The sequence below is a fragment of the Pseudomonas sp. B21-053 genome, from assembly GCF_026016365.1.
Lineage (GTDB): Bacteria > Pseudomonadota > Gammaproteobacteria > Pseudomonadales > Pseudomonadaceae > Aquipseudomonas > Aquipseudomonas nunensis.
This window is the reverse complement of record NZ_CP087205.1, coordinates 6,120,420-6,144,848: the sequence shown is the minus strand read 5'-3', so window position 1 is coordinate 6,144,848 and position 24,429 is coordinate 6,120,420. Positions and strand designations below refer to the sequence as shown.

The following is a 24,429-nucleotide window of genomic DNA, read 5'->3' as shown; positions in this document are numbered from 1 at the left end:
TGTAGGAGCAAGGCTTGCCCGCGAAGAGGCCGTGTCAGACGACATTAGTTTCGACTGTAACGCCGCCTTCGCGGGCAAGCCTCGCTCCTACAGGGGCAATGTGAAACAGACGGGCGGTGCGGTTTATGGCTTGTACTTTGAAGCGTCGAGGCATATGCCTGTAGGAGTCTTGATTCGTCACTGTCAGAGGTGCGCTCATGAACCTGCAAGAGCTGAATGCGTATGCCATCGCCGGGAAGGTCGATGAGCTGAACCTGATTTCGCTGGAAGGCGGGATCTATCTGCTGGAAGCGCGGATGCATGGTGCGGCGTATCCGTTGAGCGATACCCACGGCCAGATGTTTCATCTGCGTTCGGTCGAACATGCACGCGAAGTGCTGCACGCTTTTCCCAAGCTGCAATTCAACCTGGTGCATACCTCGGTTCATGACGAGATGTGCGGGCTCGGCGCCAGTGCCGAGGAAAGCCTGAAGGTACCGATTGCCTTTCGGTCGACCTGGCAGAGCTGATCACCACCCTTGCATCTGTGCTAGTCTGCTCGCCCTTTTGGTTCCGGGCGCTCCGGGATGCGCTGTGCTCGCACGGCAAGTTCCAGGGCTGTCCGCACAGCGGAGCAGTGTCATGTCCGAAGTAAATCTGTCCACCGACGAAACCCGCGTCAGCTACGGTATCGGCCGTCAGTTGGGCGACCAACTGCGCGACAACCCGCCGCCGGGCGTTAACCTGGACGCCATCCTGGCTGGCCTGACCGACGCGTTCGCCGGCAAGCCAAGCCGTGTGGGCCAGGAAGAAATGTCCGCCAGCTTCAAAGTGATCCGCGAGATCATGCAAGCCGAAGCGGCTGCCAAAGCTGAAGCGGCTGCTGGCGAAGGCCTGGCCTTCCTGGCTGAAAACGCCAAGCGTGACGGCATCACCACCCTGGCTTCCGGCCTGCAATTCGAAGTACTGACTCAAGGTGAAGGCGCCAAGCCGACCCGTGAAGATCAAGTGCGCACTCACTACCACGGCACCCTGATCGACGGCACTGTGTTCGACAGCTCCTACGAGCGCGGCCAGCCTGCAGAATTCCCGGTTGGCGGCGTGATCGCTGGCTGGACCGAAGCCCTGCAACTGATGAATGCCGGCAGCAAATGGCGTCTGTACGTGCCGAGCGAACTGGCTTACGGCGCTCAAGGCGTTGGCAGCATTCCGCCGCACAGCGTACTGGTGTTCGACGTCGAGCTGCTCGACGTACTGTAAGACCTGAACCTGTAAACCTGTAGGAGCGAAGCTTGCTCGCGAAGGCGGTGTCTCAGTCAACGATGATGTTGAATGTGATGGCCTCTTCGCGGGCAAGCCTCGCTCCTACAGGGTTTTCAGCGTTACTCATAGTTCGATCTTATGGTTCAAATCGCTGGTCGGGCGCAACGCCCGGGCATAGCAGAACAGAAACAGATTACGCACCAGTTCCTTGAGCACCACCGGCTCGCTGGAACTCAAGCCGCTGACGTCCAGGTCACCCTGATCCTGTAGCTCGTTCAAGGCTTCCTCTTCAAGCACCGCACAGACTTCCCCGGTTTCCCGATGCAGGATCCTGAGGTAGGGGTGTGGGCGGTCCAGCCAGGCATCGATCAAATAAGTCATGGGTCTCATCTCCATTGATTGGTTTCAATGAGAATAATTCTTATTCATCAAATAGCAAGGGCCTATTGGCGGTTTGTGTTTTTTTCAGGGTAAAGGTTGCGTAAGGTCAAAACGGCTGGCGTTTGGCTACTGCGAGGGATTGCGGGGCAAAACGGGGGAGGGTGAAGCACCATCCCACGCCGGGCGCGGGATGGAGCACAGCAACTTCAGACTTTTCTGACGAACTCGGATTTGAGCTTCATCGGGCCGATGCCGTCGATCTTGCAGTCGATGTCGTGATCGCCATCGCACAGGCGGATGTTCTTGACCTTGGTGCCGACCTTGACCACCAGGGACGTGCCCTTGACCTTGAGGTCCTTGATCACGGTGATGGTATCGCCGTCCTGCAGGACGTTGCCCACCGAATCCTTTTTCACGGTGTCATCGGACGCCGCTTCGGCTTCGCCGCTGGCGGACCACTCGTGGGCGCACTCCGGGCAGATCAGCTGCGCGCCGTCTTCGTAGGTGTATTCGGAATTGCATTTCGGGCAGGGTGGCAACGTGCTCACTAAAGCTCCTTGGATTGAGGATCGCTAAAAGTCGCACATTATATAGGGTTTTAGGCGGGAGAGGGCGTGGGGCAAACAAACCTGTGGGAGCGGGCTTGCTCGCGAAGGCTGACTAACATTCAACATTGTTGTCGACTGTTACACCGCTTTCGCGAGCAAGCCCGCTCCCACATGGGATTCGCGTTTAGTGCGTGCGGGCTACCGCAAACTCGCTCAACTCAACCAGCGCATCGCGATATTCGCTAGCTGGCAGGGCGTCGAGGCATTTGATCGCGCGGGCCACGTAATCGCGGGCCAGCGATGCGGTGTAGTCCAGCGAGCCTGAAGCTTCAACGGCCTCGCGGATGCTTTCCAGGTCTTCGATGCCACCTTTCTGGATCGCCTGGCGTACCAGTGCGGCCTGTTCCGGGGTGCCTTCGCGCATGGTGTAGATCAGCGGCAGGGTCGGCTTGCCTTCGGCCAGATCGTCACCGACGTTCTTGCCCAGGGTTTCCGCGTCGCCTTTGTAATCCAGCAGGTCATCGACCAGTTGGAAGGCTACGCCCAGGTGATCACCAAACGTACGCAGGGCTTCAGCCTGTTCAGCGGTGGCTTCGCACAGGGCGGCGGCGCTATGGGTCGAGGCCTCGAAGAGCATCGCGGTCTTGCCGCGGATGACTTCCATGTAGGTTTCTTCGGTGGTGCTGGCGTCGCGGATCTTCGACAGCTGCAACACTTCGCCTTCGGCAATGATCCGCGTAGCTTGCGAAAGGATCTTCATCACTGGCATGGAGCCCAGCTCGACCATCATTTCGAAGGAGCGCGAATACAGGAAGTCGCCCACCAGCACGCTCGGGGCGTTGCCCCACATGGCGTTGGCGGTCGAACGGCCACGGCGCATGCCGGACATGTCGACCACGTCGTCATGCAGCAGGGTAGCGGTGTGCAGGAACTCGATAGTGGCGGCCAGCAGGCGCAGGTCATCGCCTTCGCGACCCAGTGCCTTGCCACACAGCAACACTAATAGAGGACGCAGGCGTTTACCGCCCGCCGAGGTAATGTAGTCGCCGATTTTCGATACCAGCGGCACTCGGGAAGTCAGCTGCTTCTTGATGATGCCGTCGACGGCGTTAAAATCGTCCGCCACCGCGCGGTAGAAAGCTTGGGGTTGCATCAGCGACAGTTGCTCCAGAAGGGTTGCGCGGCATGCTAGGACCCACGTCCGCAGGTGTCAAGGTACGATGGACGGCCTCTTGCATCGCCAAGGCAGCTTGCGTACAATCGCGCACCCTGAACTTCCTGGGCAGCACCTGCCTTACGCAATTGCAATCAGGCCTTCCAGCCTTATGCAGCCATGCCAGCCAATACCTCTTCTTATAAAGAGCTGGGTGAGCAGGATTATCGGAGAAATACCATGTCGTACGCAGTAATTGTTACTGGTGGCAAGCAATACAAGGTCGCCCCAGGTGAATACCTGAAGATCGAAAAACTGGAAATCGCTACTGGCGAATCCGTGACTTTTGATCGCGTTCTGTTGGTCGCCAATGGCGATGACGTGAACATCGGCGCTCCAGTTGTTGCAGGCGCTACCGTTGTGGCTGAAGTGATCTCCCAAGGTCGTCACGATAAAGTCCGCATCATCAAGTTCCGTCGTCGTAAGCACCACATGAAGCGTATGGGCCACCGCCAGTGGTACACCGAGATCAAAATCACCGGTATTCAGGCTTAATTTCAGCCTAATTCCTCACTAGGAGAATTGACTCATGGCACACAAAAAAGCTGGTGGTAGTACCCGTAACGGTCGCGACTCAGAAGCCAAACGCCTTGGCGTTAAGATGTATGGCGGCCAGGTTATCATTCCGGGCAACATCATCGTGCGTCAGCGCGGCACCCAATTCCACGCTGGTTACGGCGTTGGCATGGGTAAAGATCACACTCTGTTCGCTAAAATCGACGGCGTGATCAAGTTTGAAGTAAAAGGCGCTTTCAATCGCCGTTACGTAAGCATTGTTCCGAAGACTGCAGTCGTCGCGGCATAATTACGTAGTTGCTGGAAAAGCCCTGTCTCGCGACGGGGCTTTTTCGTTTGTGGGGTGAGTCTCTTGCAAAGCTGTTTGTGATGGGTGATAGCAGCGGGATTTGCGGTAGTTGCTTGAGGTCGCTGCGCTCATTTTTGCAAGAGTCTTATGTCTAGTTTTTTTCGGCTCGTCCGTATGACGAGAGGCGTTTTGTTATGAAGTTTGTTGATGAAGTATCGATTCGAGTAAAGGCCGGTGACGGCGGCAACGGTTGCATGAGCTTCCGTCGCGAAAAATTCATTGAAAACGGTGGCCCGAACGGCGGTGATGGCGGTGATGGCGGCTCGGTCTACATGGTCGCCGACGAAAACCTCAACACCCTGGTTGACTACCGTTACACCCGGCACTTCGATGCCGAGCGTGGTTCCAACGGCGGCAGCACCGACTGCACCGGCAAGAAAGGTGAAGAGCTGGTACTGCGCGTACCAGTCGGCACCACCGTTATCGACTCCGCAACCCAGGAAATCATCGGCGACCTGACCAAAGCTGGTCAGCGTCTGCTGGTAGCTCATGGCGGCTGGCACGGTCTGGGTAACACCCGTTTCAAATCCAGTACCAACCGTGCTCCGCGCCAGACCACTCCGGGTAAACCGGGTGAGGCGCGTGACCTGAAGCTGGAAATGAAGGTGTTGGCTGACGTTGGCCTGCTGGGCTTGCCGAACGCCGGTAAAAGTACCCTGATCCGCGCCGTATCGGCCGCCAAGCCGAAAGTCGCTGACTACCCGTTCACCACTCTGGTGCCGAACCTGGGTGTGGTTAGCGTCGATCGCTGGAAGAGCTTCGTGGTTGCGGACATTCCGGGTCTGATCGAAGGTGCTTCCGACGGCGCGGGCCTGGGGATTCGCTTCCTCAAGCACTTGTCGCGTACTCGCCTGTTGCTGCACCTCGTGGACATGGCGCCGCTGGATGACACCAGTGCTCCGGACGCTGCAGAAGTAATCGTCAGCGAGCTGACCAAGTTCAGCCCGTCCCTGGCTGAGCGTGATCGTTGGTTGGTGCTGAACAAGTGCGACCAGATCCTTGAAGAAGAGCACGAAGAGCGCGTCAAGGAGATCGTTGATCGCCTGGAATGGACTGGTCCGGTCTATGTGATCTCTGCGATCTCCAAGCTGGGCACTGAGCGTCTGTGCCACGACATCATGCGTTATCTGGAAGATCGTGCCGATCGTCTGGCTGCCGACCCGGCCTACAAAGAAGAGCTGGCCGAGCTCGATCAGCGCATCGAAGACGAAGCCCGTGCTCAGTTGCAGGCCCTGGATGACCAGCGTGCCCTGCGCCGTAGCGGCGTGAAGTCGGTCCATGACATCGGCGACGATGATTGGGACGAAGAAGATGTGGATGATGAAGACGGTCCGGAAATCATTTACGTGCGTGACTGATTCGTTGCGATAAACTTGAACGCCGCTCACTGGAGCGGCGTTTTAGTATCTGGAAATCGATTGTTGGTAACAAATAGCCACGATTAACGTTACGGGCAGTGCCAAGTCGCGCTGCCCTCAAACTAAGGTTGAAGATGATGCGGAGCAAGGTGACAGGTGCGCAGCGTTGGGTCGTGAAGATCGGCAGCGCTTTGCTGACGGCGGACGGCAAGGGCCTGGATCGCGCGGCAATGGGTGTCTGGGTTGAGCAGATGGTGGCCTTGCATGAGGCGGGCGTTGAGTTGGTGCTGGTGTCCTCCGGGGCGGTGGCGGCCGGCATGAGCCGTCTGGGCTGGACGGTACGACCCAGTGCGATGCACGAGTTGCAGGCGGCTGCCGCTATCGGCCAGATGGGTCTGGTGCAAGCCTGGGAGTCGAGCTTCGGCGAGCATGGCCGGCATACCGCTCAGATTCTCCTGACCCATGATGACTTGTCTGACCGCAAGCGCTACCTGAACGCCCGCAGCACGTTGCGCGCATTGGTCGAGCTCAAAGTGATCCCGGTGATCAACGAGAACGACACCGTGGTTACCGACGAAATCCGTTTCGGCGACAACGATACGCTGGCGGCGCTGGTGGCCAACCTGGTCGAGGCTGATTTGCTGGTGATCCTGACTGATCGCGATGGCATGTTCGACGCTGACCCGCGCAACAATCCGGACGCCAGCCTGATTTACGAAGCCCGCGCCGATGATCCGGCGCTGGACGCTGTAGCCGGCGGCACTGGTGGTGCACTGGGGCGTGGCGGGATGCAGACCAAATTGCGTGCTGCACGACTGGCGGCGCGTTCGGGTGCGCACACCATCATCGTTGGCGGTCGCATTGAGCGCGTGCTGGATCGTTTGAAGGCTGGCGAGCGCATCGGCACCTTGCTGTCGCCTGAGCGCGGCCTGCTGGCGGCGCGCAAGCAATGGTTGGCGGGGCATCTGCAAACCCGTGGCACTCTCGTGCTGGATGCGGGGGCGGTGACGGCATTGTCCAAAGGCAACAAAAGTTTGCTGCCGGTTGGCGTCAAACTGGTCCAGGGCAGCTTCCGCCGTGGCGAAATGGTAGTTTGCGTGGCGCCGGACGGTCGAGAAATCGCTCGCGGCCTGGCCAATTACAGCGCCCTTGAGGCACAAAAAATTATCGGTCAATCGTCTGATGCGATTGTCGGTCTGTTGGGTTACATGGCGGAACCGGAGCTGGTTCACCGCGATAACCTGATCCTGGTCTGAAGGAAAACTGGAATGCGTGTAGCAAAGGGATTATTGGGTTTGTTGCTGGCGATGCCGTTGCTGGCATCGGCAGAAGAGATTGGTCAGGTGTCGACGGTATTCAAATTCGTCGGCCCGAATGACCGCATTGTGGTCGAGGCTTTCGACGATCCCAAGGTTGAAGGCGTGACCTGCTACCTGTCGCGTGCCAAGACAGGCGGCGTGAAGGGCGGCTTGGGTCTGGCCGAAGATCGTGCTGAAGCATCCCTGGCGTGTCGGCAGGTCGGGCCGATCAATTTCAAGGGTGAGCTGAAGGATGGCGACGAGGTGTTCAAGGAGCGCACGTCGCTGGTATTCAAGTCCATGCAGGTGGTGCGCTTCCTCGACAAGAAGCGCAACACGCTGGTGTACCTGGTCTACAGCGATCGCCTGATCGAGGGCAGTCCGCAGAATGCGGTGACGGCTATTCCGATTCTGCCGTGGCCGCACGCTCAATAAGCTAACAAAGATCCAAAATGTGGGAGCGGGCTTGCTCGCGAAGACGGAGTGTCAGTCAATACGGATGTTGACTGATGCACCGCTTTCGCGAGCAAGCCCGCTCCCACTTTTTTTGTGTTGAATTCACCAAATCGCAGGCAATAAAAAACCGACCCTGAGGTCGGTTTTTCAACAAGCTTACAGCTTAAGCGGCTACAGCAAGGTTCAGAGCCTTGACGTGACCGTTCAGGCGGCTCTTATGACGAGCAGCCTTGTTCTTGTGGATGATGCCTTTATCGGCCATACGGTCGATAACTGGCACGGCCAGAACGTAAGCAGCTTGAGCTTTTTCAGCGTCTTTTGCGTCGATGGCCTTAACTACATTCTTGATGTAGGTACGAACCATGGAACGCAGGCTGGCGTTGTGGCTGCGACGCTTCTCAGCCTGTTTTGCACGTTTTTTGGCGGAAGGTGTGTTGGCCACCGTCGAGCTCCTCGAAAGACTTTTTAGGAAATAGCAAACAAAATAGGCCGCGAATCATGCCGATGAGTTGATGTCTTGTCAAGGGCGGTTGAGACGTTCCGCTAAGTGGTAGGTATAAAGAGGCGGGATATTTATTTCCGGCGCTTGACCTGTAAACTCGCGAGCTTTGGCTCTGTGCTGCTGCGGCGCGGAGTATCGCATAAGTGGGCGCTTTGTTCGCCTGCTGTTTATCGACAGGCGCAAACTCTTTCAATGAATCTGCTCAAATCGTTGGCCGCCGTCAGCTCTATCACGATGCTTTCCCGGGTTCTGGGGTTCGTTCGTGACACGCTCATCGCGCGTACATTTGGTGCCGGGATGGCGACTGACGCCTTCTTTATCGCCTTCAAACTGCCCAATCTGCTGCGGCGGATCTTCGCCGAGGGGGCTTTTTCCCAGGCCTTCGTGCCGATTCTGGCCGAATATAAAAGCCAGAAGGGCGAGGAGGCGACGCGAACCTTCATTGCCTACGTCTCGGGCCTGCTGACATTGGTGCTGGCGCTGGTCACGGCGCTGGGGATGCTCGCTGCGCCTTGGGTGATCTGGGCCACAGCGCCAGGCTTCACCGATACACCGGAGAAGTTCGAGCTGACGTCCAGTCTGTTGCGGGTGACGTTTCCTTATATATTGCTGATCTCCCTGTCTTCATTGGCCGGGGCGATCCTCAATACCTATAACCGCTTCTCCGTGCCGGCCTTCGTGCCGACGCTGCTCAACGTCAGCATGATCATCTTTTCAGTGTTCCTGACGCCGTATTTCAATCCGCCGGTCATGGCGCTGGGTTGGGCCGTGTTGGTCGGTGGTCTTGCGCAACTGCTTTATCAACTGCCGCACCTGAAGAAGATCGGCATGCTGGTGCTGCCACGCCTGAACCTGCGCGATACCGGTGTCTGGCGGGTGATGAAGCAGATGCTGCCAGCGATCCTCGGTGTCTCGGTCAGCCAGATTTCCCTGATCATCAACACGATTTTCGCGTCATTCCTGGTGGCCGGCTCGGTTTCCTGGATGTACTACGCCGACCGCCTTATGGAATTGCCGTCCGGCGTACTCGGCGTGGCGCTGGGCACAATTTTGCTGCCGACCCTGGCCAAGACTTACGCCAGCAAGGATCGCCAGGAATATTCACGAATCCTCGATTGGGGCCTGCGCCTGTGCTTCGTGCTGGTGTTGCCGTGCTCTCTGGCGCTGGGGATTCTGGCCGAGCCGCTGACGGTTTCGCTGTTCCAATATGGCCAGTTCAGTGCGTTTGATGCGTCCATGACTCAGCGGGCGTTGATTGCTTATTCCGTCGGTTTGCTCGGGATTATCGTGATCAAGGTGCTGGCGCCGGGCTTTTATGCGCAACAAAACATCCGCACTCCGGTAAAAATCGCGATATTCACGCTGATCGTCACGCAGCTGTTCAACCTGGTGCTGATCGGCCCGCTGGCCCATGCCGGTCTGGCGCTGGCCATCAGTATTGGTGCCTGCATCAACGCGAGCCTGTTGTTCTATCAACTGCGCAAGCAGCAGATGTACCAGCCGCAACCGGGCTGGGCGAAGTTCGGGCTCAAGCTGGTGATCGCGGTATTGGTGATGTCCGCGGTGTTGCTGGTGGGGATGCATTTCATGCCGGCCTGGGATCAGGGGCATATGCTGGAGCGGTTCCTGCGCCTGGGTGCGTTGGTAGTGGCCGGTGTGGTCGCTTATTTCGGCATGTTGCTGTTGATGGGTTTCCGTTTGCGCGACTTCAATCGCAAGGCGTTGAGCTGAGGCGTTTGCCTTGATAAACATGGGCGGGCCGGCAGTTTTGTCGGTTCGATTACTTTGGGTTACGGTGTTGCCTGTCGTCGGCCGCCGGGTGTGGTTATAATCGACCACTTTATGAGCAAGAAGCGCGTTATGCAGCTGGTTCGAGGCCTCCACAATCTGCGCCCCCAGCATCGGGGCTGTGTCGCCACTATTGGCAACTTTGACGGTGTTCACCGTGGTCACCAGGCTATCCTGGTCAGGCTGCGTGAGCGTGCGCTCGAGTTGGGCGTGCCCAGCTGCGTGGTGATTTTCGAGCCACAGCCGCGGGAATTTTTTGCCCCCGACACCGCGCCAGCGCGTCTGGCCCGGCTGCGGGACAAACTGCAGCTGCTGGCCGACGAAGGCGTTGACCGGGTCCTGTGCCTGGCGTTCAACCATCGTCTGAGCAAGCTCAGCGCCGCCGAATTCGTCGATACGATTCTGGTGGATGGCCTGGGCGTGCAGCATCTGGAGGTCGGTGACGACTTCCGTTTCGGTTGCGACCGGGTCGGGGATTTCGATTTCCTGCAACAGGCCGGTGTCCTGCAAGGCTTTACCGTCGAGGCGGCGCAAACCGTCGAGCTGGACGGTATTCGCGTCAGCAGCACCCAGGTGCGTAATGCCTTGGCCGCTGCCGATTTTGCCTTGGCCGAACGCTTGCTCGGTCGCCCGTTCCAGATCACCGGACGGGTGCTGCATGGACAGAAGCTGGCGCGCCAGCTCGGTACACCGACCGCCAACATCCAGCTCAAGCGTCGTCGCGTGCCGTTGTCCGGGGTTTTCCTGGTCAACGTCGACATCGACGGCAAGACCTGGCCAGGCGTCGCCAATATCGGCGTGCGGCCAACGGTCCAAGGTGATGGCAAGGCCCACCTGGAAGTACACCTTTTAGATTTTGCCGGCGATCTGTATGACCGGCGTTTGACGGTGGTTTTCCACCACAAGCTGCGTGAAGAGCAGCGTTTCGCCTCTCTGGAGGCGCTTAAGACGGCGATCAATGCGGATGTCGCCGCCGCCCGTGCCCTGTCGCACCTAGCGCCAATCGCTAATGAAGAGCCTTAAATGACCGACTATAAAGCCACGCTAAACCTTCCGGACACCGCCTTCCCAATGAAGGCCGGCCTGCCACAGCGCGAACCGCAGATTCTGCAGCGCTGGGACAGTATTGGCCTGTACGGTAAGTTGCGCGAGATTGGCAAGGATCGTCCGAAGTTCGTCCTGCACGACGGTCCTCCGTACGCCAACGGCACGATCCACATCGGTCACGCACTGAACAAGATTCTCAAGGACATGATCATCCGCTCGAAGACCCTGTCGGGTTTCGACGCGCCTTATGTCCCGGGCTGGGACTGCCACGGCCTGCCGATCGAGCACAAAGTCGAAGTGACCCACGGCAAGAACCTGGGCGCGGACAAGACCCGCGAACTGTGCCGTGCCTACGCCACCGAGCAGATCGAAGGGCAGAAATCCGAATTCATCCGTCTGGGCGTGTTGGGCGACTTCGCCAACCCGTACAAGACCATGGACTTCAAGAACGAGGCCGGTGAAATCCGTGCCTTGGCCGAAATCGTCAAGGGCGGCTTCGTGTTCAAGGGCCTCAAACCTGTGAACTGGTGCTTTGACTGCGGTTCGGCCCTGGCTGAAGCGGAAGTCGAGTACGAGAACAAAAAGTCCTCGACCATCGACGTGGCCTTCCCGATTGCCGACGAAGCCAAACTGGCTGCCGCTTTCGGTCTGGCGTCGCTGGCCAAACCTGCTTCGATTGTGATCTGGACCACCACCCCGTGGACCATCCCGGCCAACCAGGCGCTGAACGTTCACCCGGAATTCAACTACGCCCTGGTCGACGTCGGCGACAAACTGCTGGTGTTGGCTGAAGAGCTGGTCGAGTCGTGCCTGGCCCGTTACAACCTGGAAGGCTCGGTCATCGCGACCACCACCGGTAAAGAACTGGAACTGATCAACTTCCGTCACCCGTTCTACGATCGCCTGTCGCCGGTTTACCTGGCCGAGTACGTGGAATTGGGCGCTGGCACCGGCGTGGTTCACTCCGCACCGGCTTACGGCGTGGACGACTTCGTGACCTGTAAAGCCTACGGCATGGTTAACGACGACATTCTCAACCCGGTACAAAGCAACGGCGTGTACGTGCCGTCGCTGGAGTTTTTCGGCGGCCAGTTCATCTGGAAGGCCAACCCGGCGATCGTCGACAAACTGACCGAAGTCGGTGCGTTGCTGCACACCACCATCATCGAACACAGCTACATGCACTGCTGGCGTCACAAGACCCCGCTGATCTACCGCGCCACCGCGCAGTGGTTCATCGGCATGGACAAAGAGCCGACGTCTGGCGAAACCCTGCGCAAGCGGGCGATCAAAGCCATCGAAGAAACCAAGTTCGTCCCGGCCTGGGGCCAGGCGCGCCTGCACTCGATGATCGCCAACCGTCCGGACTGGTGCATCTCCCGCCAGCGCAACTGGGGCGTGCCGATCCCGTTCTTCCTGAACAAGGAAAGCGGCGAGCTGCACCCACGTACTGCCGAACTGATGGAAGAAGTCGCCAAGCGCGTCGAAGTCGAAGGCATCGAAGCCTGGTTCAAGATGGACGCAGCCGAGTTGCTCGGTGACGAAGCGCCGCTGTACGACAAGATCAGCGACACCCTGGACGTCTGGTTCGATTCGGGCACTACGCACTGGCACGTCCTGCGCGGTTCGCACCCGATGGGCCACGAGACGGGTCCACGCGCCGACCTGTACCTGGAAGGCTCGGACCAACACCGTGGCTGGTTCCACTCGTCGCTGCTGACCGGTTGCGCCATCGACAATCACGCGCCGTACCGCGAGCTGCTGACCCACGGCTTCACCGTCGATGAGTCCGGCCGCAAGATGTCCAAGTCCTTGGGCAACGTGATCGCGCCGCAAAAGGTCAACGACACCCTGGGCGCCGACATCATGCGTCTGTGGGTCGCTTCCACCGATTATTCGGGTGAAATGGCGGTTTCCGAGCAGATCCTGCAACGCAGTGCGGACGCCTACCGGCGGATCCGTAACACCGCGCGGTTCCTGCTCTCCAACCTGACCGGTTTCAACCCGGCCACCGACATCCTGCCGGCCGAAGATATGCTGGCGCTGGACCGTTGGGCCGTGGACCGCACGCTGTTGCTGCAACGCGAGTTGCAAGAACACTACGGCGAATACCGCTTCTGGAACGTCTACTCCAAGATCCACAACTTCTGCGTTCAGGAACTGGGTGGTTTCTACCTCGACATCATCAAGGACCGTCAGTACACCACTGGCGCCAACAGCAAGGCTCGCCGTTCGGCGCAAACCGCGCTGTACCACATCAGTGAAGCGCTGGTGCGCTGGATCGCGCCGATCCTCGCGTTCACCGCTGACGAACTGTGGGAATACCTGCCGGGCGAGCGCAACGAGTCGGTAATGCTCAACACCTGGTACGAAGGCCTGACCGAACTGCCGGAAAACGTCGAACTGGGCCGCGCCTACTGGGAGCGGATCATGGCGGTGAAGGTTGCGGTCAACAAGGAAATGGAAATCCAGCGCGCGGCCAAAGCCGTCGGTGGCAACCTGCAAGCCGAAGTGACGCTGTTCGCCGAAGAGGCGCTGAGCGCCGATCTGGCCAAGCTGAGCAACGAACTGCGCTTTGTCCTGATCACCTCGACCGCCAGCGTTGCTCCGTTTGTTCAAGCGCCAGCCGATGCGGTGGCTACCGAAGTCAGCGGCCTGAAGCTGAAAATCGTCAAGTCGGCCTTCGCCAAGTGCGCCCGTTGCTGGCACTGCCGTGAAGACGTCGGCGTGAACCCGGAGCATCCGGAAATCTGCGGTCGTTGCGTCGACAACATCAGCGGCGCGGGCGAGGTTCGTCACTATGCCTAATGCGGCTGGCCGTTTCGGACGGCTGAGCTGGCTTTGGTTGAGCCTGCTGGTCCTGGTCATTGACCAGGCCAGCAAGTTCTACTTCGAAGGCAAGCTCGAGATGTACCAGCAAATCGTGGTGATCCCCGATTTGTTCAGCTGGACCCTGGCCTACAACACCGGCGCGGCGTTCAGCTTCCTGGCCGACAGCTCCGGCTGGCAGCGATGGTTGTTTGCCCTGATCGCGGTGGTGGTCAGTGCGGTGCTGGTGGTCTGGCTTAAACGCCTGGGCCGCAACGAAACCTGGTTGGCCATCGCTTTGGCGTTGGTGCTGGGTGGTGCGTTGGGTAACCTGTACGACCGCATTGCCCTGGGCCATGTGATCGACTTCATTCTGGTGCATTGGCAGAACCGCTGGTATTTCCCGGCGTTCAACTTTGCTGATAGCGCCATCAGCGTCGGGGCCGTGATGCTCGCGCTGGATATGTTCAAAAGCAAGAAAACCGGAGAAACCGTTCATGACTGAACAGGTATTGGCTGAGCAACGCATCCGCCAGAACACGGAAGTCACCTTGCACTTTGCATTGCGCCTGGAGAACGGCGACACGGTCGACAGCACCTTCGACAAAGCCCCGGCGACCTTCAAGGTCGGCGACGGCAACCTGTTGCCAGGTTTCGAAGCGGCGCTGTTCGGTTTCAAGGCGGGCGACAAGCGCACGCTGACGATTCAGCCTGAAAACGCGTTTGGCCAGCCTAACCCGCAAAACGTGCAGATCATCCCGCGTTCGCAGTTCAAGGACATGGACCTGTCGCCGGGTTTGCTGGTGATCTTCAACGATGCGGCCAATACTGAGTTGCCCGGTATCGTGAAAGAATTCGATGATGACCAGGTCACCATCGACTTCAACCACCCGCTGGCTGGCAAGACATTGACCTTTGACGTTGAAATCATCGACGTCAAATCGCTGTAACAGACCGAACACGGTCCAATGTGGGAGCGGGCTTGCTCGCGAAAGCGTCATCACATGTAACATCAATGTCGACTGACACACCGCTTTCGCGAGCAAGCCCGCTCCCACAGTGTTTTTCACTGTTTTCGCTATTTCTTGCGCGCAAGACACGAGGCACAGCATGCAAATCAAACTCGCCAACCCCCGTGGCTTCTGCGCCGGCGTGGACCGGGCGATCGAAATCGTCAACCGCGCCCTGGAAGTCTTCGGGCCGCCGATCTATGTGCGCCACGAAGTGGTCCACAACAAATTTGTCGTCGAAGACCTGCGCTCCCGTGGGGCGATCTTCGTCGAAGAGCTGGATCAGGTGCCGGATGACGTCATCGTGATCTTCAGTGCCCACGGCGTTTCCCAGGCCGTGCGTACCGAAGCCGCCGGCCGTGGCTTGAAAGTATTCGACGCCACTTGCCCGCTGGTGACCAAGGTCCACATCGAAGTCGCGCGCTACAGCCGTGACGGTCGTGAATGCATCCTGATCGGCCACGCCGGTCACCCCGAAGTCGAAGGCACCATGGGCCAGTACGACGGCACCAATGGCGGCGCGATCTATCTGGTTGAAGACGAAAAAGACGTCGCTACGCTGCAAGTGCACAACCCCGATAAATTGGCGTTCGTGACCCAGACCACCTTGTCCATGGACGATACCAGCCGCGTCATTGATGCCCTGCGTACGCGTTTCCCGGCCATCGGTGGTCCGCGCAAGGACGACATCTGCTACGCCACGCAAAACCGTCAGGACGCAGTCAAGCAACTGGCCGACGAATGCGACGTGGTGCTGGTAGTCGGCAGCCCGAACAGCTCCAACTCCAATCGCCTGCGCGAACTGGCTGAACGCATGGCCACCCCGGCTTACCTGATCGACGGCGCCGAAGACCTGCAAAAGAGCTGGTTCGATGGCGTCCAGCGTATCGGCATCACCGCTGGCGCCTCCGCACCTGAAGTACTGGTGCGTGGCGTGATCCAGCAGTTGCAGGCGTGGGGCGCTACCGGTGCCGATGAACTGGCCGGTCGCGAAGAGAACATCACGTTCTCCATGCCTAAAGAGCTGCGCGTGCGTTCTTTGCTTTAAGCCTTTTCTCCTCCGCACACAGCGCCTGCGCAACCTTCAGGTTCTCCAGGCGCACGCGGCCAGTTGCAGCCAGCACCAACCGCTGGTGACTGACTGGCTCGCGGGCCGCGCAGAGGTGCAATGTCCCCGCTTGAAAGGCCTTGTCTGGCATCAGTGGTTCTCCGAGACCACTGAACCGCACAAAATTCATGACCCGCCAATTGCCGACAATCGGCACTCGAGCAGCGCTGCGATGCTCGACCAGCAGTGGATTGCGGGTGTCCTCATGGCCCTTGCCGCTGACATCCACAATAATCCGCCAACCCTGGCTCCAGTCGTCGTCGATGGCGTGGATTATCACGGTCTGGTTGCGGACGATCGCTTCAGTCCTCGCGCTGCGTATGCCGCTGATAAGCGACTGCGCCGCCTCGTCCCGATGGTTCGATTCGGTGAGCGCGGCGAACGCCGGACTGACCAACAGCAGAACAATCCCGGCAATTGCCAGTCCCATAAGCAGTTCGATCAAGCCAAAGCCTTGCTGATGCATGGTTTTCCCTCCGTGGAGTGCTGCCGTTCGCACAATCCTTGCGCGAGTCATGGCAAAACAACCGTACATCTCTCGGTTGAATGTTCTAGCGTGTAGAAGCAGGTATAGCCGACGGCAACGGAGGGCACCGATGGATCATCGTACAAAAGGTTTCACGCTGGTCGAGGTGCTGATCACGCTCGCGGTTTTTCTGGTTTTGATCACGATGGCCGTTCCGATGTTTACCCGTTCGGTGCAAGGCACCCGCGCCGATACCGAGATTGGGGACCTGCAGCGCGCACTCAATTTCGCCCGGCTGGAGGCCATCGATCGGGGTGTCACTACACGATTGCGCCCGACCGCCAGTGGCAGCGTCTGGACCGGGGAGTTGACGGTCTACGACAGTACCGGCACTCCGGCCAATGTATTGCGGGTTGTTCCAGCGCTGAGCACCGGCGCGACTCTAGCGCTACCCTCAGGAGTGACCGCCATCGATTTCAACAATATGGGCGGTTTGTCGTCACCGTCCACGGCGGTGGTGATCACTTATAGCCTGGGGGCGCAAAGCAGGACGCTGAATGTGTGTTTGAACGGACGGATTCTATTGGGTGGAAATTGCGGATGAGGCAATGGAGCAGGCGCGCACAGGAGGGCATGACGCTGATTGAAGTGTTGGTCGCGTTGTTGATTCTGACCGTGGGGCTATTGGGCGCGGCGGCGATTCAGCTGAACGCGCTCAAGTACACCGACAGCGCGCGGATGACCAGCCAGGCGAGTTTTATCGCCTACGACATGATGGACCGAATCCGCGCCAACTCCGGCGCCGACTACACCGTGACGCCTCCGACCTCGGCTAACCTGAGCGTCGCCCGGGATCAGGACCTCTACGATTTCACCACCAATATCGTCAACTTTGGCGGCGCGACCGCCACTGGCAGCGTGACGCTCAATCAGCGGGTGTACACCATCACCATCAATTGGGATGACTCGCGCGCCGCCAACGTCGCCAATTCGCGCCGCACCTTTGTCCTGACCAGTCGTGCCGCGGTCGATCCGGCGGCGACACCATGAGGCATTACAGCCGAGGGTTCGGCCTGATCGAATTGTTGATCGCCCTGGCGTTGAGCCTGATCGTGGTGCTGGGCGTGGCGCAGGTGTTCATCTCGGCCAAGAACACCTACGTCAGCCAAAACACCGCCGCCGGGATGCAGGAAGATGCGCGGTTCGTGTTGAGCAAGATGATTCAGGAAATTCGTATGGTCGGGATGTTTGGTTGCCTGGGGACGGTGACGGATGCCAGTTCTACGGGCGATTTCAACGCCAGTCAGATTGCGCCGATCAGTTGGGACAACGCCAATCTCAAGCTCACGCTGGTGACGGCAGATGTAGGCACCACGGGCGGTACGCCGACCTGGACGGTAGTTTCCGACTGTAAAACCAGCGCCACGGCTTACACGGGTGCAAGAGCGATTGGCGGGCAAATATCTTTTCCGATTCGTCGGTTGATCTACAGCTTCAGCAACAACCAATTATTGATGGGGGTCGGCAGCGGTACGCCAACCCAGGCTGTGCTGATCAATAACGTCAGTGCGTTCGGCGTATTGTTCGGTGTGGCCACGAGCACCAGTGATGTGGCGGCCTCCAGCTACAGCGCCAATCCATCCAATCCCGCGCTGATACGCAGTGTGCGCCTGACCCTGACGCTGAGGGATCCCAACAGCCGCGTGCGTGATCAGACCTTCACCGTGGTTGCCGCTTTGCGCAACCGGCTTCAGTAGGGGAGCGCCGGATGAGAACCCCACCAAACATGCAAAACAGCCAACAGGGCATGGCCTTGCTGATCAGCCTGGTCTTTCTGTTGCTGCTGACCCTGATCGGCGTTTCATCGATGCAGAACGCGACCCTTCAGGAAAAAATGGCTGGCAGCGTGACCTTGCGCAATCAATCTTTCCAACTGGCCGAGGCGAACCTGCGCATCGGTGAAAGCGCTGTGCAACTGGCGACTTACACGCTGGCGGTTTGTGGCAGCACGACGCAATGCGCGCCGCCGGCCGAAGCGGCGACGGTGACCGGCGCAGGGCTCAATTCCACCTCGGGGGTCAACTGGATCGCTGCCGGTGGCGGGTTTTACGGGGTGCAGAACATCGGCACCACGCTGACTGCGGTGAATGTACCGAGCAATACCTCGGCGACGCTGTACCGCGTCACGGCAGTAGGCATCGTCGGCAATAACATTCGCAGTGTGGTGGAGAGCATCTATGCCAAGTATTGATGCTCGCGGTGGCTGGCGCCGACGATGGATGCAGGTGCTGCTCGGTGCGCTGCTGAGCCTGTATCTGACGGCGCCTGCGTATGCCTTCACGCCTTCGGATTCACCCTTGTTGAGCGCCGCCGCCGTGCCGCCGAATGTGATGCTGCTGATCGATGACTCGGGGAGCATGAACACCATCATCTTCGCGGCCGGGTTCGATCCGGCGGTCAATCGCACACCGGCCCGGCAGTGCAACGCCTTTATCGGCCTGTGTCTGAGCTCCTCCGACATCGTCGGCAGCTCGATCTTCCTCTCCAGCCTGCCTACCTCAGGCTGTTCGGGGGGCGCCTACGCGTTCTACAACAACAGCCTGACCCCGCAATGCATCAAGCTTCCCGACCCGGTCGGCAACGGCAACACGCGTTACACCGACGATTACCTGTCGTACCTGGTGGGATTGGCCAACGGCAGTAACCGTGATTTCACCACCGGTTCGATTCCGACTGACTATCGCATCAACGTGGCGCGCAACGTTTCCACCTCGCTGGTAAGCAGCAACCGCGGTTTGCGGATCGGTCTGGCGACGTTCAACCCGCCCACCAGCAACAACTCCGGCAATGGTGGTTATATCGCCCGTTCGGTCAGCGATCTGGCGGTAGTCAGCGGCAGCGTGACCCAGGCCCAGGCGGACACCAACTACAACGCGCTGATCAGCGCAATTAACGGGCTGGGCGCCGTGGCCAATACGCCGCTGGCTGAAACCTATTACGAAATCACCCGTTATTTTCGCGGCATGGCGCCGTACTACAACTCGACGCCAGCGACCTACACCAGCCCGATCCAGTACCGCTGCCAGAAGAACTATGGTGTGGTGATCACCGACGGTTTGCCGACTTACGACCGCACGTTCCCGACCAACGATCCGCTAGGCCTTAATCGCTTGCCCAACTGGGACGGGATCAACAACGACGGCAATGACCTCACTGGTGATGACGAGGGCGACACTCTCTATCTGGATGACATCGCCAAGTTTGCGTTCGACATCGACATGCGTTCGACCGGTACTGACTTGGCGGGCAAAAGCTGGACTGCTGCGGATTTTCCCAAGCAGTACATGAACACCTACACCGTTGGCTTCACTGCAGCCAACCAGATGTTGTCGGATGCCGCCGCTTACGGCCAAGGCCTGTATTACCAGGCCAACGACGCCGCCGGCCTGAACTCGGCGCTGTCCTCTGCGTTGAGCAACATCACTTCCAAGGCGGGCTCGGGCGGTAGCGGTGTCACCAGCAGCAGTACGCTGAGCAGCGGATCGAGTTACTTCCAGACCACTTACGATCCCAAGGACTGGCGCGGGACGATCAAGGCCTACGGCTTCACGGCCAGCGGCGCGGTCAACACGGCGGCAGTGTTATGGACCACCGACACGGCCATCGTGCCGGGTGCCGCTGCGCCGACCTATCAGTCCTGGAACACCCTGACCAACGCCGCGATAACCCTGTCTTACGGCAACTTTTCCCCAGCCCAGCAAACTTCACTCGGCCTGAACCTGCCGACCGGGATTGTCGGCAATGATCTGGTGGAGTGGAGCAAGGGCACCAACAAGGCCGGGCTGAAGGTGCGTACGGTGTTGCTGGGCGACATCATCAATTCGCCTCTCGCGTTGGCCTCGCCGACGGAGCAGACCGCTGCGGATCTGGTGGGCGATTCGACCTACACCACCTATCTGGCGACCAAAGCCACCAACATGAGTGCGAGCCTGGTGGTCAACGCCAACGACGGTTTCCTGAATGTCATCAACGCGGCCAACGGTGCTCGACGTTACGCCTACATGCCTTCCAGCGTGTTGCCATCGTTGCGCTACATCGCCGATCCGACCTACATCAACGGCGTGAGCCACAAGTTTCTGGTGGACGGCCAGGTCGGGGTGTTCGATGCGCAACTCGGGACTGCCTGGAAAACCCTGGCCCTGGGCGGGACAGGGGCGGGTGGCAGGACGTTCTACGCGGTGCAATTGTTCGACGCATCGGCAGGTAATGCCTTCAAGGCGCTGTGGGAATTCAGCGCACCGGCCACCGCTAACACCGCGAACGCTTTCAATGATCTGGGATATGCCTACGCCCGCCCGGAAGTGGCACGCTTGGCCGATGGTCGCTGGGCGGCCTTCATCTCCAACGGCTACGGGAGCAATTCGGGGGTGGCAGCGTTGTATGTGGTGGATGTGCGTGACGGTTCGCTGATCAAGAAAATCGTGGTCGACAGCACCGAAACCACCAATGGCCTGTCTTCGGTGAAGCTCAAGGTCAACTCGCAGAACGTGGTGCAAGCCGCTTATGGTGGCGACCTGAAAGGGCGTCTGTGGAAGTTCGACCTGAGTGGCGCCACGACCGACACTTGGGGCCTGGCGTTTTCCGGCAAGCCATTGTTCACGGCGCCGGGTGGCGCGACGCAGCCGATCACTGCGCAACCGCTGCTGGCGGACAATTCCCTGGGCGGCAAGCAAGTGTTTTTCGGCACCGGGAAATTCAATGAGACGGCGGACAAGACCAACAAGGATCTCCAGGCGTTTTACTCGGTGTGGGACGCAGACGGCGGATCGGGGCAGATTACCGTGTCGAGTTTGCAGGCCCAGTCGGTGACCGGGGTGACCACCGGCAGTGCCGGCGGGCAGTTCATCACCACCAGCCAGAACGACACGACCTACCCGACCGAAAAGGGCTGGTACCTGCCGCTGGTGTACAACAACGTGCTAACCGGTGAGCGGGTGATCAATCAGGCCAATCTGGTGGCCGGCCGGGTCGTGTTCACCACCGCCAGTGTCGACACCACCGACCCGTGCGCCAGTTTCGGCACCGGCAAACTGGTCGAACTGGATGCGTTCAGCGGTAAGATGCTCAATTACGCGGTGCTCGACACCAATGGCGACGGGCTGGTCGACAGCACGGATTCGATCTCCAGCGGGGTGATTTTCACCGGAGGTATTCCGACCCTGAACGCGATCGTCAACAATGCGGGCCGCAAGATTGTGAACGACTCCAGCGGTGGCATCACCTCCCTGGTGGAGAAACCCGGCGGTGGCGGCAGCCGTCGCATCATGTGGCGACAAATACAGTAAGTGAGAGTTGAGGCATGCGCAGATCCAACCGAGGTTTTACCCTGATCGAAATCATGATCGTGATTGCGATCATCGGTATCGTCATCACCATTGGCTATCCGAGCCTCACCGAATACGTGAAAAAGGGCCGTCGCACCGAAGTTGCCGGGTTGCTGTCCGAGCAGGCGCAGATTCTTGAGCGGTTCTATTCCAAGAGTAATGTCTATACCGGCGCCACCGGCCTGAGCACGGGGAACGACTTCTACACCATCACCCCGACCATCACCGACCAGACCTTTACCCTGACGGCTGTGCGCAAGTCCGGTACGGCCATGGCAACCGACAAGTGTGGAGACTTCACCATCACCAACACGGGTGTCAGAAGCATGGTTAACGCCACGGCCACCACCAAGGATTGCTGGGGCCGCTGAGTTTCTTTTTCGGGCGCCTTTTGCGCCCTCTGTCTATTGAACGGTTGGATCAGAACATGAGCAGTCAACAGCAAGTGGTGATTGTCGGCGGCGGGGTGATCGGCCTGCTGACCGCGTTCAATCTCGCGTCTGAAGTGCAGAGCGTTGTGTTGCTGGATCGCTCGAATGTTGGCCAGGAATCTTCCTGGGCTGGCGGTGGCATTGTTTCGCCGCTGTATCCGTGGCGCTACAGCCCGGCGGTCACGGCGCTGGCTCACTGGTCCCAGGATTTTTATCCACAGCTGGGCGAGCGACTGTTCGCTGCCACCGGTGTCGATCCCGAAGTGCACACCACCGGGCTGTATTGGCTGGACCTGGATGACGAGGCCGAAGCGCTGGCCTGGGCCGAACGGGAAAACCGTCCGTTGCGGGCTGTGGATATCTCGGCGGCCCATGATGCGGTGCCGGTCTTGGGCGGTGGTTTTTCCCGGGCGATCTACATGGCCGATGTGGCCAACGTGCGTAATCCGCGACTGGTGAAATCCCTGAAAGCGGCGTTGCTGGCGCTGCCGAACGTGACGATCCATGAACAGTGTGAAGTCAGCGGATTTATCCGTGAAGGCGACACGGTGGTCGGCGTGCAGACGTCCACGGGGGCTATTCACGGCGATCAAGTGGTGCTGACAGCGGGCGCGTGGAGCGGCGACTTGCTCAAAAGCCTCGGTTTGGCGCTACCGGTCGAGCCGGTCAAAGGCCAGATGATTTTGTATAAGTGCGCGGCGGATTTTTTGCCCAGCATGGTCCTGGCCAAGGGGCGTTACGCGATCCCGCGGCGCGACGGGCATATTCTGATCGGCAGTACGCTGGAGCACGAAGGGTTCGACAAGACCCCGACCGAAACGGCGCTGGAAAGTCTGAAAGCTTCGGCTGTGGAGTTGATTCCGGCGTTGGCGGACGCTGAAGTGGTGGGGCACTGGGCCGGGTTGCGGCCGGGTTCACCGGAAGGCATTCCATATATTGGCCGGGTGCCGGGGTTTGCCGGGCTTTGGCTTAACTGCGGGCATTACCGCAATGGGCTGGTGCTGGCGCCGGCGTCGTGTCAGTTGTTTGCGGATGTGATGTTGGGCAGGGAGCCGATTATTGATCCGGCGCCGTATGCGCCTGCGGGCCGGATCTAAGGCGAAAGTCAAAAGATCGCAGCCTTCGGCAGCGCCTACAGGGGAATGCGTTGTTCTGTAGGCGCTGCCGAAGGCTGCGATCTTTTCAATCCAACCCTAATTTCTTCAGCCTGTAGCGCATCGACCGAAACGACAAATTCAACCGTTGCGCCGCCGCTGTACGGTTCCAGCGGGTTTCTTCCAGCGCCTGGAGGATCAGTTTGCGTTCGACGTTCTCCAGATAATCTTCCAGATTGTCGATCCGCTTCAGGTCTGGCACACCCGCTTCTGCGGCGCAGTTGCCTTCGGCCAGGCGCAAGTCCCCGGCTTCGATCTGTTTGTTCTCGCACAAGGTGTGAGCGCGTTCGAGCATGTTCTCCAGCTCCCGCACATTGCCCGGAAAGCGGTAGCTTTTCAGTGCTTCAAGGGCTTGCGGATGCAATTTGGCTGCGGGATGGCCGGTGCCGGCGGCCAGGCGCTTGAGCACATGATTGGCCAGTGTCTCGATGTCGTCCCGGCGTTCGCGCAAGGGCGGGACGCGCAACTCGATCACGTTCAGGCGGTAGTACAAATCCTGGCGAAAACGTTCGGCGCTGACTTCGGCATCGAGGTCTTTGTGAGTGGCGCAAAGGATGCGTACATCGACCACGGTTTCCTGCTGCCCGCCGACGGCGCGTACGGCTTTCTCCTGGATCGCCCGCAGCAGCTTGACCTGCATCGCCAGCGGCAAATCCGCCACTTCGTCGAGGAACAGAGTGCCGCCATGCGCCGCCTGGAATAGTCCGGGATTGTCTTCAATGGCACCACTGAAGCTGCCTTTGCGGTGGCCAAAGAATTCACTTTCCATCAATTCGGACGGGATTGCCCCGCAGTTGACCGGGATAAAGGGCCGGCCGGCCCGTGGGCCTTGTTCGTGGATCAGGCGCGCGACCAACTCCTTGCCGCTACCGGATTCGCCGCTGATGTACACCGGGGCCTGGCTGCGGGCCAGTTTGTCGATTTGTTTACGCAGGTTGCGCATCGGCAATGATTCGCCCAGCAACCGACGATCGATGGCGGTGCTGGCGCCACCCGGAGCGGGCAGGCGCAGGGCGCTGGTGACCAGTTCCCGCAGTCGGGTGAGGTCCACCGGTTTGGTCAGGAAGTCAAAGGCACCGGCCTTGAGGGCGTTGATCGCGGTTTCGAGGCTACCGTAAGCGGTGATCATCGCCACCGGCACTTGGGGATAACGTTGCTGGATGTGTTGCACCAGCTCCAGGCCCGTACCATCGGGCAGACGCATGTCGGTCAGGCACAGATCGAATGTTTCCCGGCCCAGCAGCGCCTGGGCTTCGCCGAGGTTACGGGCACTGAAGGTATCGAGTTTCATCCGTCCCAGGGTGATTTCCAGGAGTTCGCGGATATCCGGCTCGTCGTCGACGATCAGGACTTTTTGCCGTGGGCTCATG

At 59.3% G+C, this 24,429-nt stretch carries 26 protein-coding genes; 20 read left to right on the top strand and 6 right to left on the bottom strand.

The genetic code is table 11. The features are described from left to right. The first annotated feature begins 197 nt into the window (after nucleotides 1–197). On the top strand, nucleotides 198–509 hold the full coding sequence (locus LOY68_RS27555) for a DUF6482 family protein (protein WP_163911699.1): 312 nt from the start codon (nucleotides 198–200) through the stop codon (nucleotides 507–509). Nucleotides 510–621: 112 nt separating this feature from the next. Continuing rightward, nucleotides 622–1,239, top strand: coding sequence for an FKBP-type peptidyl-prolyl cis-trans isomerase (locus LOY68_RS27550; protein WP_054051384.1), 618 nt, complete (start codon nucleotides 622–624; stop codon nucleotides 1,237–1,239). A gap of 126 nt (nucleotides 1,240–1,365) precedes the next feature. Here the strand turns inward: LOY68_RS27550 and LOY68_RS27545 are convergent, their stop codons facing one another. The 3 genes from LOY68_RS27545 to LOY68_RS27535 form a co-directional block, all read right to left on the bottom strand. After that, nucleotides 1,366–1,623 (bottom strand): hypothetical protein, encoded by a 258-nt coding sequence (locus LOY68_RS27545; protein WP_163911706.1) that lies wholly within the window; start codon nucleotides 1,621–1,623, stop codon nucleotides 1,366–1,368. Nucleotides 1,624–1,829: 206 nt separating this feature from the next. After that, a complete protein-coding gene (locus tag LOY68_RS27540) occupies nucleotides 1,830–2,171 on the bottom strand; it encodes a zinc ribbon domain-containing protein YjdM (protein WP_010467527.1) in 342 nt (113 codons plus the stop codon). A 184-nt stretch (nucleotides 2,172–2,355) separates the two neighbouring features. Further along, nucleotides 2,356–3,324, bottom strand: a complete 969-nt coding sequence (locus LOY68_RS27535) for a polyprenyl synthetase family protein (RefSeq protein WP_163911709.1) — start codon at nucleotides 3,322–3,324, stop codon at nucleotides 2,356–2,358. Between the two features lie 240 nt (nucleotides 3,325–3,564). On the opposite strand from LOY68_RS27535, the gene rplU reads away from it, so the two are divergent. From rplU to LOY68_RS27510, 5 genes are all read left to right on the top strand, one after another. Beyond that, the gene (gene rplU, locus LOY68_RS27530; protein ID WP_003176051.1) at nucleotides 3,565–3,879 is read left to right on the top strand and encodes a 50S ribosomal protein L21; all 315 of its coding nucleotides are present in this window, start codon (nucleotides 3,565–3,567) and stop codon (nucleotides 3,877–3,879) included. Nucleotides 3,880–3,913: 34 nt separating this feature from the next. Next, nucleotides 3,914–4,189 carry a 50S ribosomal protein L27 gene (gene rpmA, locus LOY68_RS27525; protein WP_046048788.1) on the top strand — a complete coding sequence of 92 codons (276 nt, stop codon included), beginning with the start codon at nucleotides 3,914–3,916 and terminating at the stop codon, nucleotides 4,187–4,189. 194 nt (nucleotides 4,190–4,383) lie between these two features. Beyond that, on the top strand, nucleotides 4,384–5,607 hold the full coding sequence (gene cgtA, locus LOY68_RS27520) for an Obg family GTPase CgtA (RefSeq protein WP_054616669.1): 1,224 nt from the start codon (nucleotides 4,384–4,386) through the stop codon (nucleotides 5,605–5,607). Nucleotides 5,608–5,744: 137 nt separating this feature from the next. Next, entirely contained in the window at nucleotides 5,745–6,863 is a 1,119-nt protein-coding gene (gene proB / locus LOY68_RS27515) for a glutamate 5-kinase (protein ID WP_265045839.1), read from the top strand. A 12-nt stretch (nucleotides 6,864–6,875) separates the two neighbouring features. Beyond that, nucleotides 6,876–7,340, top strand: a complete 465-nt coding sequence (locus tag LOY68_RS27510) for a CreA family protein (RefSeq protein ID WP_163911716.1) — start codon at nucleotides 6,876–6,878, stop codon at nucleotides 7,338–7,340. Nucleotides 7,341–7,524: 184 nt separating this feature from the next. On the opposite strand, the gene rpsT is transcribed toward LOY68_RS27510, so the two are convergent. Beyond that, nucleotides 7,525–7,803 (bottom strand): 30S ribosomal protein S20, encoded by a 279-nt coding sequence (gene rpsT, locus LOY68_RS27505; RefSeq protein ID WP_008154937.1) that lies wholly within the window; start codon nucleotides 7,801–7,803, stop codon nucleotides 7,525–7,527. A 252-nt stretch (nucleotides 7,804–8,055) separates the two neighbouring features. Between rpsT and murJ the strand changes: the two genes are divergently transcribed. The 6 genes from murJ (at nucleotide 8,056) to ispH (ending at nucleotide 15,564) form a co-directional block, all read left to right on the top strand. After that, nucleotides 8,056–9,594 (top strand): murein biosynthesis integral membrane protein MurJ, encoded by a 1,539-nt coding sequence (gene murJ, locus LOY68_RS27500; RefSeq protein WP_265040982.1) that lies wholly within the window; start codon nucleotides 8,056–8,058, stop codon nucleotides 9,592–9,594. A gap of 129 nt (nucleotides 9,595–9,723) precedes the next feature. Continuing rightward, on the top strand, nucleotides 9,724–10,674 hold the full coding sequence (gene ribF / locus LOY68_RS27495; RefSeq protein ID WP_054051371.1) for a bifunctional riboflavin kinase/FAD synthetase: 951 nt from the start codon (nucleotides 9,724–9,726) through the stop codon (nucleotides 10,672–10,674). After that, nucleotides 10,675–13,506, top strand: coding sequence for an isoleucine--tRNA ligase (gene ileS, locus LOY68_RS27490; protein WP_265040981.1), 2,832 nt, complete (start codon nucleotides 10,675–10,677; stop codon nucleotides 13,504–13,506). It begins immediately after the preceding gene. Then, on the top strand, nucleotides 13,499–14,011 hold the full coding sequence (lspA, locus tag LOY68_RS27485; RefSeq protein ID WP_054051366.1) for a signal peptidase II: 513 nt from the start codon (nucleotides 13,499–13,501) through the stop codon (nucleotides 14,009–14,011). The genes ileS and lspA overlap by 8 nt, the downstream gene beginning before the upstream one ends. 7 nt (nucleotides 14,012–14,018) lie before the next feature. After that, entirely contained in the window at nucleotides 14,019–14,456 is a 438-nt protein-coding gene (gene fkpB / locus LOY68_RS27480) for an FKBP-type peptidyl-prolyl cis-trans isomerase (protein ID WP_177331483.1), read from the top strand. Between the two features lie 160 nt (nucleotides 14,457–14,616). Beyond that, the gene (gene ispH / locus LOY68_RS27470; protein ID WP_265040980.1) at nucleotides 14,617–15,564 is read left to right on the top strand and encodes a 4-hydroxy-3-methylbut-2-enyl diphosphate reductase; all 948 of its coding nucleotides are present in this window, start codon (nucleotides 14,617–14,619) and stop codon (nucleotides 15,562–15,564) included. On the opposite strand, the gene LOY68_RS27465 is transcribed toward ispH, so the two are convergent. Continuing rightward, on the bottom strand, nucleotides 15,533–16,090 hold the full coding sequence (locus tag LOY68_RS27465) for a GspH/FimT family protein (protein WP_265040978.1): 558 nt from the start codon (nucleotides 16,088–16,090) through the stop codon (nucleotides 15,533–15,535). The two genes, ispH and LOY68_RS27465, sit on opposite strands and share 32 nt — an antisense overlap. Nucleotides 16,091–16,220: 130 nt before the next feature. On the opposite strand from LOY68_RS27465, the gene LOY68_RS27460 reads away from it, so the two are divergent. Genes LOY68_RS27460 through thiO form a run of 7 tightly spaced genes read left to right on the top strand, consistent with a single transcriptional unit; the run spans nucleotide 16,221 to nucleotide 23,002 of the window. Next, complete coding sequence (locus tag LOY68_RS27460; RefSeq protein WP_265040977.1) at nucleotides 16,221–16,694, top strand: GspH/FimT family pseudopilin; 474 nt, start codon at nucleotides 16,221–16,223, stop codon at nucleotides 16,692–16,694. Continuing rightward, entirely contained in the window at nucleotides 16,691–17,140 is a 450-nt protein-coding gene (pilV, locus tag LOY68_RS27455) for a type IV pilus modification protein PilV (RefSeq protein WP_163911730.1), read from the top strand. Before LOY68_RS27460 ends, pilV begins: the two co-directional genes overlap by 4 nt. Next, nucleotides 17,137–17,847: a PilW family protein gene (locus tag LOY68_RS27450; protein ID WP_163911733.1), complete on the top strand. Its 711-nt coding sequence runs from the start codon at nucleotides 17,137–17,139 to the stop codon at nucleotides 17,845–17,847. The genes pilV and LOY68_RS27450 overlap by 4 nt, the downstream gene beginning before the upstream one ends. A gap of 11 nt (nucleotides 17,848–17,858) precedes the next feature. Further along, a complete protein-coding gene (locus tag LOY68_RS27445; RefSeq protein WP_163911736.1) occupies nucleotides 17,859–18,341 on the top strand; it encodes a PilX N-terminal domain-containing pilus assembly protein in 483 nt (160 codons plus the stop codon). Continuing rightward, nucleotides 18,328–21,435, top strand: a complete 3,108-nt coding sequence (locus LOY68_RS27440) for a pilus assembly protein (RefSeq protein WP_265040975.1) — start codon at nucleotides 18,328–18,330, stop codon at nucleotides 21,433–21,435. Before LOY68_RS27445 ends, LOY68_RS27440 begins: the two co-directional genes overlap by 14 nt. 14 nt (nucleotides 21,436–21,449) lie before the next feature. Then, the gene (locus LOY68_RS27435; protein ID WP_054616661.1) at nucleotides 21,450–21,845 is read left to right on the top strand and encodes a type IV pilin protein; all 396 of its coding nucleotides are present in this window, start codon (nucleotides 21,450–21,452) and stop codon (nucleotides 21,843–21,845) included. Nucleotides 21,846–21,901: 56 nt separating this feature from the next. After that, nucleotides 21,902–23,002: a glycine oxidase ThiO gene (gene thiO, locus LOY68_RS27430; RefSeq protein ID WP_265040973.1), complete on the top strand. Its 1,101-nt coding sequence runs from the start codon at nucleotides 21,902–21,904 to the stop codon at nucleotides 23,000–23,002. A gap of 85 nt (nucleotides 23,003–23,087) precedes the next feature. On the opposite strand, the gene LOY68_RS27425 is transcribed toward thiO, so the two are convergent. Beyond that, nucleotides 23,088–24,428 (bottom strand): sigma-54-dependent transcriptional regulator, encoded by a 1,341-nt coding sequence (locus LOY68_RS27425; protein WP_265040971.1) that lies wholly within the window; start codon nucleotides 24,426–24,428, stop codon nucleotides 23,088–23,090. Nucleotide 24,429 lies beyond the last annotated feature (1 nt).